Source organism: Nonomuraea gerenzanensis, assembly GCF_020215645.1.
Taxonomy (GTDB): Bacteria; Actinomycetota; Actinomycetes; order Streptosporangiales; family Streptosporangiaceae; genus Nonomuraea; species Nonomuraea gerenzanensis.
Genome location: NZ_CP084058.1, coordinates 3,850,714 through 3,865,118 on the forward strand (window position 1 = coordinate 3,850,714; position 14,405 = coordinate 3,865,118).

General features: G+C 71.8%; 9 protein-coding genes. 5 read left to right on the plus strand and 4 right to left on the minus strand.

From position 1 onward, the window contains the following. Positions 1-25 precede the first annotated feature (25 nt). Positions 26-1,366, minus strand: a complete 1,341-nt coding sequence (locus LCN96_RS18495) for an amino acid permease (protein WP_225273997.1) — start codon at positions 1,364-1,366, stop codon at positions 26-28. A 164-nt stretch (positions 1,367-1,530) separates the two neighbouring features. On the opposite strand from LCN96_RS18495, the gene dnaE reads away from it, so the two are divergent. The 3 genes from dnaE to LCN96_RS18510 all read left to right on the plus strand — a co-directional run bounded on the left by dnaE (position 1,531) and on the right by LCN96_RS18510 (position 8,663). Continuing rightward, the gene (dnaE, locus tag LCN96_RS18500) at positions 1,531-5,058 is read left to right on the plus strand and encodes a DNA polymerase III subunit alpha (RefSeq protein ID WP_225273998.1); all 3,528 of its coding nucleotides are present in this window, start codon (positions 1,531-1,533) and stop codon (positions 5,056-5,058) included. Positions 5,059-5,169: 111 nt separating this feature from the next. After that, complete coding sequence (locus LCN96_RS18505) at positions 5,170-6,552, plus strand: amidase (RefSeq protein WP_225274000.1); 1,383 nt, start codon at positions 5,170-5,172, stop codon at positions 6,550-6,552. A 212-nt stretch (positions 6,553-6,764) separates the two neighbouring features. Beyond that, positions 6,765-8,663 carry an alpha/beta-hydrolase family protein gene (locus tag LCN96_RS18510; RefSeq protein WP_225274001.1) on the plus strand — a complete coding sequence of 633 codons (1,899 nt, stop codon included), beginning with the start codon at positions 6,765-6,767 and terminating at the stop codon, positions 8,661-8,663. Here LCN96_RS18510 and LCN96_RS18515 read toward each other — a convergent pair. Then, complete coding sequence (locus tag LCN96_RS18515) at positions 8,647-9,177, minus strand: hypothetical protein (protein WP_225274003.1); 531 nt, start codon at positions 9,175-9,177, stop codon at positions 8,647-8,649. The two genes, LCN96_RS18510 and LCN96_RS18515, sit on opposite strands and share 17 nt — an antisense overlap. Positions 9,178-9,240: 63 nt before the next feature. On the opposite strand from LCN96_RS18515, the gene murA reads away from it, so the two are divergent. After that, positions 9,241-10,551: a UDP-N-acetylglucosamine 1-carboxyvinyltransferase gene (murA, locus tag LCN96_RS18520; protein WP_225274005.1), complete on the plus strand. Its 1,311-nt coding sequence runs from the start codon at positions 9,241-9,243 to the stop codon at positions 10,549-10,551. Between the two features lie 53 nt (positions 10,552-10,604). Next, a complete protein-coding gene (locus LCN96_RS18525; RefSeq protein ID WP_225274007.1) occupies positions 10,605-12,935 on the plus strand; it encodes a transglycosylase domain-containing protein in 2,331 nt (776 codons plus the stop codon). 35 nt (positions 12,936-12,970) lie between these two features. Here the strand turns inward: LCN96_RS18525 and ybaK are convergent, their stop codons facing one another. Both ybaK and LCN96_RS18535 read right to left on the minus strand, forming a co-directional pair. After that, complete coding sequence (gene ybaK, locus LCN96_RS18530; protein ID WP_225276006.1) at positions 12,971-13,426, minus strand: Cys-tRNA(Pro) deacylase; 456 nt, start codon at positions 13,424-13,426, stop codon at positions 12,971-12,973. A 35-nt stretch (positions 13,427-13,461) separates the two neighbouring features. Continuing rightward, the gene (locus tag LCN96_RS18535; RefSeq protein WP_225274009.1) at positions 13,462-14,364 is read right to left on the minus strand and encodes an AraC family transcriptional regulator; all 903 of its coding nucleotides are present in this window, start codon (positions 14,362-14,364) and stop codon (positions 13,462-13,464) included. Positions 14,365-14,405: the final 41 nt, after the last annotated feature.

The window sequence follows — 14,405 nt, forward strand, 5'->3', positions numbered from 1 at the left end:
CAGGCGGGGGGCTCGGACGGCGGCCTCAGGACGGGCGGCGGCGCCGGACCAGCCACCAGCCCAGGGCGATGGCGGCGACCAGCAGGGGGATCAGGTAGAACGCCACCCGCTGGTCCTCGTCGGCGAACGGCATCAGCAGCACCACCAGCGCCAGGAACGCCAGCGTGAGCCAGTTGGTGTACGGCGTGCCCGGCATCGGGAAGGCCGAGCGGTGGCCGGTGCGGCGCAGCCGGGTCTGGCAGTGCACCAGCACGCCCCACGTGGTGATCACGCCCAGCGAGGCGACGGCGGTGGCGATGTTGAAGGCGCGCTCCGGCAGGAAGTAGAACAGCGCCACCCCCGCCAGGAACATGCTCGCGGTGAACAGGATGCCGCCGATCGGCACGTGCCGGCCGCTGAGCGCGCCGGCGAAACGGGGGGCCTCCTGCTTCATGGCCATCGAGCGCAGGATGCGGCCCGTGGCGTACAGGCCGGAGTTGCAGGACGAGAGCGCGGCGGTGATCACCACGAGGTTCATGGCGTCGGCGGCCCACGGGACGCCGAGGCCGGAGAAGACCGTCACGAACGGGGAGGTGCCCGCGCGGTAGGCGGTCCACGGCAGGACCATGGCCAGCAGCGCCACCGAGCCGACGTAGAAGATCGCGATCCGCCAGACCACGCCGTTGATGGCCTTCGGCATGACCTCGTGCGGCCTGGCCGTCTCGCCCGCGGTGATGCCGACCAGCTCGATCGAGGCGTAGGCGAACACCACCGACTGCAGGCTCATCAGCACCAGCGGGAAGCCGGTCGGGAAGAACCCGCCGTGGCTGACCAGGTTGTGCGGGCCCGCCTCACCGACCGCGAGCACCACCAGCACCAGCCCCACGACCAGGAACACCGTGATGGCCACGACCTTCAGCATGGCGAACCAGAACTCCAGCTCGCCGAACAGGCGCACCGACAGCAGGTTGACCGTCATCACGAAGCAGAGCGCGATCAGCGCCGTGAGCCACTGCGGGAAGGCCGGGGCCCAGTAGTGGATGTAGGCGGCGATCGCGGTCAGCTCGGCGACGCCGGTGGCGGCCCAGTTGATCCAGTACATCCAGCCGCTGGCGAAGGCCGCCCAGGGGCCGATGAACTCACCGGCGTACTCGACGAAGGAGCCCGAGACGGGCCGGTAGAGCACCAGCTCGCCGAGCGCCCGCATGACGAAGAAGGCCGCCACCCCGGCGGCGGCGTAGGAGAGCACCAGGGCGGGCCCCGCGGCGGCCAGCCGGCCGCCGGCGCCCAGGAACAGGCCCACGCCGATGGCCCCGCCGATGGCGATCATCTGGACCTGGCGGTTGCCCAGCGCGTGCGTGTATCCCTCTTCGGTCTGCGTGCGCACCGTGACTCCTCGCTTACCCGGCGTGAGTCCGAGACTATCGGTGCTGCTGATCGCGCCGGCCCGCGGCGCGCCGGTCCGCGGGCCCGCCGGAGGGGCCCCGGGTTGTCGGCCGGGGCCACTAGAGTCAGATGCCACAACCCATCGAGACCGGGAGGCGCCGCTCCATGTCGTCCAGCGACTCGTTCGTGCACCTGCATGTTCATACGGAATACTCCATGCTGGACGGGGCGGCCCGCCTCAAGCAGATGTTCAAGCAGGTCGGCGACCTGGGGATGCCCGCGATCGCGATCACCGACCACGGCAACATGCACGGCGCCTACGACTTCTACAAGCAGGCCACGGGCGCCGGCATCAAGCCGATCATCGGCATCGAGGCGTACGTCGCGCCGGAGCTGCGCCACAACAAGAAGCCGGTGCTGTGGGGCGAGCCGCACCAGAAGCGGGACGACGTCTCGGCGGGTGGTTACTACACCCACATGACGATCTGGGCGCGCAACAAGACGGGCCTGCACAACCTGATGCGGCTGTCCTCGCGCGCCTACACCGAGGGCTTCGTGCGCAAGTGGGCGCGCATGGACGCCGAGATCCTCGCCGAGCACGCCGACGGCCTGATGGCCACCACCGGCTGCCCGTCGGGCGAGGTGCAGACGAGGCTGCGGCTCGGCCAGTACGACGAGGCGCTCAAGGCCGCCGCGAAATATCAGGAGATCTTCGGCAAGGACAACTTCTTCCTGGAGATCATGGACCACGGCCTCGACATCGAGCGCCGCGTCCGCGACGGCCTGACCAGGATCAGCAAAGAGCTGAACATCCCGCCGCTGGTGACCAACGACTCGCACTACACCTACGAGTCCGACGCCTCCTCCCACGACGCCCTCCTGTGCATCCAGACCGGCAAGCAGCTGTCCGACCCCGACCGCTTCCGCTTCGACGGGTCCGGCTACTACATCAAGAGCGCCGACGAGATGCGCGCGGTCGACTCCTCCGACCTGTGGGCCGAGGGCTGCCGCAACACGCTGCTGGTGGCCGAGAAGGTCGACGCGACCGGGTTCTTCGAGTTCAAGAACCTGATGCCGACCTACCCCATCCCCGAGGGCATGACGGAGAGCGAGTTCTTCCGCCAGACCGTCTGGGAGGGCATGGCCCGCCGCTGGCCCGAGGGCTACGACGAGGAGCACCGCAAGCAGGCCGAGTACGAGATCGGCATCATCGAGCAGATGGGCTTCCCGAGCTACTTCCTCGTGGTCGCCGACTTCATCATGTGGGCCAAGCAGAACGGCATCCCGGTCGGCCCCGGCCGTGGCTCGGCCGCCGGCTCGCTGGTCGCCTACGCGATGGGCATCACCGACCTCGACCCGCTCCCGCACGGCCTGATCTTCGAGCGGTTCCTCAACCCCGAGCGCGTCTCCATGCCCGACGTCGACATCGACTTCGACGAGCGCAGGCGCGGCGACGTGATCCGCTACGTGACCGAGAAGTGGGGCGCCGACAAGGTCGCCATGATCGCCACGTTCGGCACCATCAAGGCCAAGGCCGCCATCAAGGACGCGGGCCGCGTCCTGGGCTACCCCTACGCGCTGGGCGACCGGGTCTCCAAGGCGTTCCCGCCCGCCGTGATGGGCAAGGACATCCCGCTGTCGGGCATCTTCGACAAGGACCACCCGCGTTACGCCGAGGCGGGCGAGCTGCGCCGGCTCTACGAGGAAGACGTCGACGTCAAGGCGACGATGGACCTCGGCAAGGGCCTGGAGGGCCTGATCAGGCAGACCGGCGTGCACGCCGCCGGCGTGATCATGTCCGCCGAGGTGCTGACCGACCACATCCCGATCATGCGCCGCGACTCCGACGGCGCGATCATCACGCAGTTCGACTATCCGACCTGCGAGACGCTCGGCCTGCTGAAGATGGACTTCCTGGGCCTGCGCAACCTCACCATCATGGACGACTGCCTCAAGATGATCGAGGCGACCACGGGTGAGAAGGTCGATCTGCTCTCGCTGCCGCTCGACGACCGCAAGTCGTACGAGCTGCTGGCCAAGGGCGACACGCTGGGCGTCTTCCAGCTCGACGGCGGCGGCATGCGCTCGCTGCTGCGCCTGATGCGCCCCGACAACTTCGAGGACATCTCCGCCGCCCTCGCGCTCTACCGCCCCGGCCCGATGGGTGCCAACTCGCACACCAACTACGCCCTGCGCAAGAACGGCCAGCAGGACATCACGCCGATCCACCCGGCGCTGGAGGAGCCGCTCAGGGACATCCTCGACACGACCTACGGCCTGATCATCTATCAGGAGCAGGTCATGGCCATCGCCCAGAAGGTGGCCGGCTTCACCCTGGGCGCCGCCGACCTGCTGCGCCGCGCGATGGGCAAGAAGAAGAAGGCGGAGCTGGACAAGCAGTACGCCGGCTTCGAGAAGGGCATGCTCGACAACGGCTACCCCGCCGAGGCCATCAAGGCGCTGTGGGACATCCTGCTGCCGTTCTCCGACTACGCCTTCAACAAGGCGCACACCGCCGCCTACGGCCTCATCGCTTACTGGACCGCCTACCTCAAGGCCAACTACCCGGCCGCCTACATGGCCGCGCTGCTGTCGTCGGTCAAGGACGACAAGGACAAGTCGGCCCTCTACCTCAACGAGTGCCGCCGCATGGGCATCAAGGTCTTCCCGCCGGACGTCAACGACTCCGACTTCGACTTCACCCCGCGCGGCACCGACATCCGCTTCGGCCTGTCGGCCATCCGCAACGTCGGCGGCAACGTCGTCGACGGCATCATCTCCGCACGCAAGGAGAAGGGCCGCTTCGGCGACTTCAAGGACTTCCTGCGCAAGGTGCCGGCCATCGTCTGCAACAAGCGCGTGATCGAGTCGCTGATCAAGGCGGGTGCGTTCGACTCGCTCGGGCACGTGCGCAAGGGCCTGGTCATGGTGCACGAGCAGGCGGTCGACGCGATCATCGACATCAAGAAGAACGAGGCCATCGGCCAGGACTCCCTGTTCGGCGCGATCGACGGCGGCGAGGACCAGACCTTCGACGTGCAGATCCCGGTGGGCGAGTGGGACAAGAACACGCTGCTGCAGTTCGAGCGGGAGATGCTCGGCCTGTACGTGTCGGACCACCCGCTGTTCGGCGTCGAGCACATCCTGGCCGCCGGGGCCGACTGCTCGGTGGCGGCCGTTCAGGACGAGAGCCGCACCGACGGGCAGGTCGTGACCGTGGGCGGCATCCTCAGCGGGGTGCAGCGCAAGGTCACCAAGAAGGGCGACACCTGGGTGCTGACCCAGCTCGAGGACCTCGCGGGCTCCATCGAGGTGATGATCTTCCCGTCGGCGTACCAGCTCTGCTCGACGCTGCTGGCCGAGGACGCGATCGTGTTCGTCAAGGGGCGCATCGACAAGCGGGAGGACGTCGCCAAGATCATCGCGATGGAGGTGACGGCGCCCGACCTCACCGTGGAGGCCGGTGGGCCGCTGCTGGTGAGCCTGCCGCTGACCCGCTGCACGCCGCCGGTGGTCGGGCGGCTGAAGGAGATCCTCACCACCCACCCGGGCACCTCCGAGGTGCACCTCCAGGTGCACAACGGGCCCAAGACGACGGTGATGCGGGTGGACGACCGGCTGCGGGTCACGCCCTCGCCGGCGCTGATGGGCGATCTGAAGCAGCTGCTCGGCCCGGCCTGCCTGGGCGCCTGATCCGCCCACTCCGGCAGGACGTGCCGGGCAGGTGATCCGCACGTTCCGGCAGGGCGTTGTCGGCAACCCTCGCCGTCGCCCTGCCGGAGCCCGTGGGGCAGGATCGCAGACGTGAGCGAACTGCATTTCCTGACCGCGACCGAGCTGGCCCGGCTGATCAGGGCCAGGCAGGTGAGCGCCGTGGAGGTCCTCCAGGCCCACCTCGACCGGATCGAGCAGGTCAACCCGGACGTCAACGCCATCGTCACCCTCGTCGCCGACCGGGCCATGCGGGCGGCCGAGCGCGCCGACGCGGCCCTGTCGGCGCAGGAGGCGGTCGGGCCGCTGCACGGCGTGCCCGTCGCGCACAAGGACCTCGTCGACACGGCGGGGATCAGGACCACCTACGGCTCGCCGCTGTTCGCCGACCACGTGCCGGAGCAGGACGACCTGATCGTCCAGCGGCTGCGCGCGGCCGGGGCCGTGACCGTGGGCAAGACCAACACCCCTGAGTTCGGCACCGGCTCCCACACCGTCAACGAGGTGTTCGGCGCCACCAGGAACCCCTACGACCTGTCCAAGTCGGCGGGCGGCAGCAGCGGAGGAGCGGCGGCGGCGCTGGCGACCGGGATGGTGCCGCTGGCCGACGGCTCCGACATGGGCGGGTCCCTGCGCAACCCGGCCTCGTTCTGCAACGTCGTGGGGCTGCGGCCGACGCCCGGCCGGGTGCCCGAGGTCTCCGACCTCAACGCGTGGTACACGCTGAGCGTCTCCGGGCCCATGGCCAGGACGGTCGAGGACGTGACGCTGATGCTGGGCGTCATCGCCGGGTTCGACCGGCGCTCGCCGTACGCGATCAAGGAGGTGTTCGCGCCCGAGCCCGAGCAGGGGGTGGCCGGGCTGCGCGTGGCCTGGAGCCCCGACCTGGGCGGGCTGCCGGTGGATCCGCGCACGGCGGCCGTCACCGCCACCGCGCCCGCGGTGTTCGAGCGGCTCGGCGCCACCGTGGAGCAGGTCGAGCTGGACCTGGGCGACGCCGAGGACGCGTTCAGGACCTACCGCGCCTGGAACTACCTGCTCGTCCACGGCGACAAGAGCGGCCTCGGACCCAACACCGCCTGGAACGTCGAGCAGGGCCGCAAGGTCACCGGGGCCGACCTGGCCAGGGCGGAGACGGCGCGCAGCCGCCTCTACCAGCGCATGGCCGCCTTCTTCGACACCTACGACGTGCTGATCGCGCCGGTCAGCCAGGTGCCGCCGTTCCCGGTCGAGCATCCGCACGTCAGCGAGATCAACGGGGAGAAGCTGCCCGACTACCTGGCCTGGATGCGGTCGGCCTACTGGATCAGCGTGCTGCACGCGCCCGCCGCCTCCGTCCCCGCCGGGTTCACGCCCGAGGGGCTGCCGGTGGGCGTGCAGATCGTGGGCAGGCCGTTCGAGGACGCCAGGGTGCTGCGGGTGGCGCGGGCCTTCGAGCAGGCCACCGGGCACGGCCAGCGCCGCCCGCCGCGCTGATCGCCCGCCGCGCCCGTCGCTCGCCGTGGGTTCATCCGCTGCGGGTGATGCCGTCCGCCCGTCGTCCGTGGCACGTTCTCCCGAGCAGGTCGCGCGGCGGGCGGAGGTGCCGGGATGTTCGCGATGCACAGGGAGCACGGGCGGCGGGCGTGGTGAGCCGACGTCGTCCCCGGCCTTCGGACCGGGTCGGGGCCAAGGTGCTCAGGCGGCTCATGGCACCCGAGGCGGGCACCGTCGAGGCGGCCGGGCTGCTCGCCGCCGCCGGCAGCGTGGGCCCGTCCTTTCAGCCGGGCCTGCTCCCGCGGACCACCCGCGACCAGGCCCTGATCACCGGGGTGGTGGCGAGCGCCAACTACGCCTTCGCCGCCACGACCCAGGCGCTGGCGGAGGCGGTGGGCCGGGGCCTGCTCCCGCGCCGGGACACCGTGCGCAGGCGGGGCGCGCGGGCAGTGCTCACCGACCCCCGGACGGCCGCGCTCGTCACCCAGCTGTGCGCATGCGGAGCCGGGATCGCCCTGCAGCGGCTGGCGGTCCAGCACCCGGGGGAGCGGCTGGGGCGCGCGGCGGTCCGGGTGTTCGGGTGGCGGCTGACGGCGGGCGGCGTCGCCGGAGCCCTGGCCACGGCGGCGGACGCGGTGGCCGACCGGCTGACCGGCGCGCGCACGGCGGCGCGGGTCAACGTCGCCGCCACGCTCCTGGCGGGCGCGGGGGTCAGCGCCGTCCTGTACGCCCGTCAGCGCAGGGGAGCCGACGTGCCGGCCGGGACACAGGCGATCAGGGCGGCCGGCGTGGGCACGCTCGTCTCCGCCTCGATCCTGGCGGCGGCGCGGGCGGAGTCGGCCGCGGCGGCGGCACTCGGCCGGGCCGTCACCGTCGCCGTGCCGTCACTGGCGCCCGCCGAACGGCTCGCCGGCCACGCGCTCACCCTGTCCCTGCTCTGCTACGCCGGCCGCCGCGCGGCCCTGGCCGCCTACCGCCGCATCGACTCCGCCGGCGTGGTGGTGGAGCCCGCGCACCAGGAACGGCCGACGTCCCCGCTGGTCAGCGGCGGCCCCGGCAGCCTGGTCCAGTGGGCGGACTTCGGCCGCGAGGGCCGCAGGTACGTCGGCATGACGCTGAGCGCCCGGGACATCGCGCACGTCACCGGCGCCCAGGACTCCCGCGACCCGATCCGGGTGTTCGTCGGCCTCGCCTCCGCCCTCACCCCTGGCGAGCGCGCCGACCTGGCCATGCGCGAGCTGGAGCGGACCGGGGCGTTCGAGCGCCGGGTCCTGGCCTACTTCTCGCCCACGGGCAGCGGCTACGTCAACTACGTGGCCGCCGAGACCCTGGAGTACCTGACCGGGGGCGACGTGGCCTCGATCGCCATCGCCTACTCCGTCCGGCCGTCCTTCCTGTCACTGGACCGGGTGCGGGCCGCGTGGGAGGAGAACCTGGCCTTCCTGACGGCGCTGAGCTGGCGGCTGCGCGCGATCGACCCGGACCGCCGCCCCCGGCTGGTGCTGTTCGGGGAGAGCCTGGGCAGCCAGGCGGCCCAGAACGTCTTCCTGCACCAGGGCACGCGCGGCCTGGCCCTGCTCGGGATCGACCGGGCGCTGTTCGTCGGCACCCCGTTCGCCTCCGCCTGGCGGCGGGCCTGGCTGGACGACCCCGCGGCCTGCGACGGTGACGGCCGGGTCGTGGAGGTGGCGTCGTACGAGGAATGGCTCGCGCTGCCGGCGGAACGGCGGGCGGCGGCGCGCGTGGTCCTGCTGACCCACCACGAGGACCCGGTGCCGAAGCTGGGGCTGCCGCTGCTCATCCAGGCCCCCGACTGGCTGGGGCCGGTGCGCGGCCCGGGCATCCCGCAGGCCGCTCGATGGCGGCCGTTCGTCACCGCGCTCATCACGTTCGTGGACATGCTGAACGCCATCCACGTCGTGCCCGGGCAGTTCGTGTCCCTCGGCCACGACTACCGGGGTGATCTGGCGCGTTTCGTCCGGCTCGCCTTCGACCTGCCCGCCGACGCGGCGACCATGGCCGCCGTCGAGCGGGCGCTGCGGGAGCGCGAGCTGCACTGGGCTCACCGCAGGGTGGCCGGCGGGCCGAAGGACGTCACACTCCCGGCATGACCTCACCGTACGGCTGCCGCAGCGGCGACTCGCGGTAGCCGTGCATGCCCTCCAGCAGCCCGAAGAACCCCACGGCCAGCAGCGGCCAGGACACCAGCACGCCCTCCGCGGTCAGCTTCAGCGCGCCAGGGACGACCTTCACCCCGGCGGCCGTCAGCGCGGGAGCCGCCTCCACCGTGACGGCCCCCAACGTGAACATGGACCCGACCCACAACGTCAGGTACGCGGCCAGCACCCCGCCGGCGCACAACCCGAGCAGGACGGGCAGCATCCAGCGCCGCGCCGTGAACCAGGCCACTGCACCGCACAGCAGCCCCAGCCCGCCGGTGATCACCGCGAACCAGCCGTCGGCCGCGATCAGCGCCTGCGTGGTCGGGTCGGCCAGCACCGTGCCCTGCTCGGTGACCTGGTACGGCGCCCGCGGTGTCAGCCCTGACCAGAGCAGCCCGGCAGCGACCCCGAGAGCGGCGAGTGTGAGGACAGTTACCGCAAAAGCGCGTACTTCCCTCGTCACGCCACTCCCCCTCACATGTACGTCCGAATCAGCTCGATGGTATCCCCCGGCTAGGCTCACTCCGTGATTGCAGAAGAGGTCTGGCAGATTGAACCCTCCGGCCCGCTCCGGGGGGACGTCGAAGTACGCGGTTCGAAGAACGGCGTGTCCAAGCACATGGTCGCGGCCATGCTGGGCAACGGCGAGAGCAGCATCCACAACGCCCCCGAGGTGGGCGAGGTGGAGATCACCGCGGCCATGTTGCGGGCGCTGGGCATCCACGTCGAGATCTCCCGCACGGAGATCAGGATCGAGAAGGGCGCGGAGATCGAGCCCCGGGTCCCCGACGCGTTCACCGGCCTGAACCGCATCCCCATCCTCATGCTCGGCCCCCTGCTGCACCTGGCGGGTGAGGCGTTCGTACCGCTGGTCGGCGGCGACCCCATCGGGCGGCGGCCGGTGAACTTCCACGTGGACGCCCTGCGCGCGATGGGCGCCGAGGTGCAGGTGGGCGACACCGGTATCTACGCCAAGGCCAAGCGGCTGAACGGCACCCGGCTCGAGCTGCCGTACCCGAGCGTGGGCGCCACCGAGACGGTGCTGATGTCGGCGGTGCTGGCCGACGGCAAGACGGTGCTGAAGAACGCGGCCACCGAGCCGGAGGTGGTGGAGCTGGCGCTGTTCCTGCAGCGGATGGGGGCCAGGATCGAGCTGTCGCCCGACCGCCGGATCGTCATCGAGGGCGTCGAACGGCTGCGCGGCGCCCAGACCTGGCTGACCGGCGACCGCATCGAGGCGTTCTCGTACCTGGCGGCGGGCCTGGTCACCGGCGGCGAGGTGCGCGTGCACGGCTGCCCCCAGGACCGGCTGGTCACCGCGATCACCACGCTGGCCAGGATGGGCGCCCAGTTCGACATCAACGACGAGTACCTGTGCGCCACCGCGCCCCCCGAGGGCCTGCGCTCGGCGGCCGTGCAGACCGACACCCACCCCGGCTTCATGACCGACTGGCAGACGCCGCTGATGGTGCTGTTCACGCAGAGCCAGGGCATGTCGGTGCTGCACGAGACGGTCTTCGAGAACCGCCTGGTGTACGTGCCCGCGCTGCAGAAGATGGGCTGCGAGATCGAGGTGTTCGACCAGTGCCTCGGCGGGCCCGCCTGCCGCTACCACGACACCAACGCCCGTCACTCGGCCGTCGTGCGCGGGGTGTCCAAGCTGAAGGGCGCCGACGTGACGCTGCCCGACATCAGGGCCGGGTTCTCGGCGGTGCTGGCCGCCGCGGTCGCCGACGGGCCCTCCACCCTGCGCGGCGTGCACCACATCGAGCGCGGCTACCACCGGCCGTTCGAGCAGTTCGTGTCGCTGGGTCTGAACATCACACGGCAACGGTAAAGACGTCGGAAGCGGGCGTTTGCCGACGATCGGGACGTCGCAGATCATCTGACGTGACCGTACTCAGATCCGTCGGAGCGCTCGGCCTGGCGGGGGCGCTCGGCGGGGTGCTGGCGGCCGCGCTGGCCGCGCCGCTGGTGGGCGGGGGCGGCCTCGCGGCGATGAGCGTCACCAACACGTTCGTGGACCTGCCGCCCGCCCCGCGCGAGGAGCCGCTCGCCCAGGTGACCAGGCTGCTCGACAAGGACGGGCGGCAGTTCGCCCAGTTCTACGAGGCGAACAGGACGGCCGTCAGGCTGGGCGCGGTCGCGCCGGTGATGCGCAGGGCCATCGTGGCGATCGAGGACGCCCGCTTCTACGAGCACGGCGGCCTCGACGTCAGGGGCACGATCCGGGCCCTGCTCACCAACACCCAGGCGGGCGGCATCCGGCAGGGCGGCTCGTCCCTGACCCAGCAGCTCGTCAAGAACATCCTGGTGGAGAGCGCGCGCAGCGACGCCGAGCGCGACAGGGCCCGCGCCCCGAACCTGGCCCGCAAGATCACCGAGCTGCGGCTGGCGCTGGCCCTGGAGCAGAAGTACCGCAAGGACGAGATCCTGGAGCGGTACCTGAACATCGCCTACTTCGGCGCGGGCGCGCACGGGGTGGAGGCGGCGGCCAGGCGCTTCTTCTCCACCTCGGCCTCCCGGCTGACGCTGACCCAGGCGGCCACGCTGGCGGGCGCGGTGCGCATGCCGTACTCGACCGATCCCTCGCTCGGGCAGGCGCACAGGGAACGCCTGAAGATGCGCCGCGACCTCGTGCTCGACCGCATGGCGGGGCTCAAGCAGATCAACCAGCAGGAGGCGGCCGCGGCCAAGGCCACGCCGCTGGGCATCCGGCTGCGGCCCGAGCCCGGCGGCTGCGCGCAGAGCGCGTACCCGTTCTACTGCCTGTACGTGCAGCAGGAGCTGCTGTCGAACCCCATCTTCGGCAACACGCCCCGCGAACGCCAGCGCAGGATGGCCAGGGGCGGCCTGACGATCAGGACCAGCCTCGACCCGATCGCCCAGCACGCCGCCGAGCGGGCCATCCGCGAGCGGGTCTCGCCCGAGGACACCGAGGTGGCCGCCGAGGCCATGGTGGAGCCGCGTACCGGCAGGATCAGGGCGATGGCGGCGAGCAAACGCTTCGGCCGCAACCCCGGCAACCGCAAGAACGGCCCCAAGACCACCTTCAACCTGCCGGCCGACGTGGCGCACGGCGGCGGGCAGGGCTTCCAGGCGGGCTCCACGTTCAAGGTGTTCACCCTGGCCACCGCGCTGCAGCAGGGGTGGCGCTTCGGCGACGGCTTCCAGACGCCCGGCTCGCTGGTGCCGGGGCAGGGCTACCGCGACTGCTCGGGGCAGCCCGTCAACGACACCGACACCCGCGTGCTCAACGCCAGCGGCGAGGGCGAGGGCGGGCCGCACAGCATCGAGACCGGCACCTGGAAGTCGGTGAACATCTTCTACATGATGCTGGAGCGCAAGGTCGGGCTCTGCAACGTCGTGCGCATGGCCAGGACGCTCGGCGTCACCCGGGCGGACGGCAAGCCGCTGAAGGAGGTGCCGACCTTCACGCTGGGGGTCAACGAGATGGACCCCGTGACGGTGGCGGCCTCGTTCGCCGCGTTCGCGGCCAGGGGGCAGTACTGCCGGCCGCTGGCCATCATGGAGATCACCGGCAGGGACGGGCGGCGCACGCACGTGCCGCCGTCGTGCGAGCAGGTCATCGAGCGGCCCATCGCCGACGCGGTCAACCACGTGCTGGAGGGCGTGTTCGAGCAGGGCACGATGAAGGGGCAGAGCATCGGCCGGCCCGCCGCCGGGAAGACGGGCACCAACAACGGCTACACCTCGGCCTGGTTCGCCGGCTACACGCCGCACCTGGCGGCGGCGGTCAGCGTGGGCGACATCCGGGGGTCCTACCGGTTCCCGCTGCAGGGGGTGCGGATCGGGGACCAGTACTTCGGGTCGGTGCAGGGGGCGTCGCTGCCGGGGCCGATCTGGGTGGAGTCGATGAGCGCCGCGCTACGGCGTACGGAGCCGCGCGGGTTCGCCGGGCCCGACATGTCACGCTTCGGGGGCGGGCACACGCCGGGGCTGGAGAAGGCGCTGGCGGAGGAGGAGCGCAAGAGGCGCGGGAACAACCCGTTCGGGCGGCGGATGCGGCGGCTGTTCGAGCGGCTGCTCGGGCAGCCCCCGGGGTCGGCGTCGGCGGAGTGGCCGCCGCAGCGCGACGGCGAGCGGCCCGGCGTGCTCCTGGAGCCGCCGCGTCGCGACGGCGAGCGGCGCGGCGCGCTGCAGGAGCGGCCGTACCCGCGCCTGGGGCCCGAGGGACGGCGTCACCGGCGCGGGCAGTGAGGCGGCGCCTCAGCCAGAGGTGGGGAGGCGGCGCCTCAGCCGGCCTTGCCGATGGGTGCCGTGACGGCGCGGGTGATCGTGATGAGGTTGTCGGGGGCGGTCTCGATCTGCAGCCCCCGCTTCCCCGCCGAGAAGTAGATCGTCTCGAAGCCGAGCGCCGAGGAGTCGACCACGGTCGGCAGCTGCTTGCGCTGCCCCAGCGGGCTGATGCCGCCGACGACGTACCCCGTCACCCGCTCGACCTTGGCCGCGTCGGCCATCGCGGCCCGCTTGCTGTCGAGCGCACTGGCCAGAGCCTTGAGGTCGAGCTTGCCCGCCACCGGCACCACCGCCACCGCCAGCCCGCTCTCGACCTCGGCGACGAGCGTCTTGAAGATCCGCTCGTACGGCACGCCGAGCGCGTCGGCGGCCTCCTCGCCGTAGGCCTGAGCCGCCGGATCGTGCTCGTACGGGTGCAGCGTGAACGCCGCCCCGGCCTTGGTCAGTGCCATGGTGGCGGGGGTGCCGCCCTTGCCTTTCGTTTTGCTCACGGCACGCGATTGTAGGGCGTACTCCCCGGCCCGCCGATCGAACCCGGGCCAGGCTGCCGCAGCCGGCCGGGCGTGTACCCGAAGGCCCTCCTGAACACGTCGATGAACGCGCTCGCCGACGCCCACCCGCACCGGTGCGCGACCGTGGTCACCGGGACGCCGTCGGCGAGCAGGAGGAGGGCGTGGTGCAGGCGGAGCTGGGTGCGCCACTGCGGGAAGGTCATGCCCAGCTCGGCCCGGCAGAGGCGGGCCAGCGTGCGGTCGCTGGTGCCGGCCCGGGCGGCGAACTGGGCCAGCGTGCCGGGGTCGGCCGGGTCCTGGTGCAGGGCGGCGCAGACGGCGGCCAGGCGGGCGTCCCTCGCGGTGGGCAGGTGCAGCGGCTGCTCGGGGGCGTGCCTGAGCTGGTCGAGCAGCACCGCCAGCAACCGCGCCCGCTCCCCGCCGCCCAGCCTTCCCGCAGTGTCGCCCGCAGTGTCGATCGTGGTGTCGCCTGCAGTGTCGCCGGCGCTGTCGATCGTGGTGTCGCCTGCGCTGAGGCCCGCGTTGTGGCCCGTCGTGTCGCTCGTGGTGTCGCCGGTGTAGGCGATGATCAGCTCGCGGAGCAGCGGGCCGACCGCGAGGACCGCCGGCCGGTCCAGCCCGAGCGGATTCTCCGTGAGCCCGACCAGGCGCAGGTCCGTGTCCCCGTGGGCGCGGTGCTCGTGGACGGTTCCGGCGGGCACCCACAGGGCCCGGTTCGCGGGGGCCACCCAGGTGCCGGCGTCGGTGGTGACGGAGATGACGCCACGGCAGGCGTAGGCGATCTGGTGGGTGTCGTGCCGGTGCGCGTCGATGCCCGCCCCCGGCGCCAGCGGACGCCGCCCGGTCGGCGCCTCGGACAAGTGGCGTATTTCCGGCATGAGTTGGCATTTTATCGGAAGCGAGCCATCCACCCCCAGGC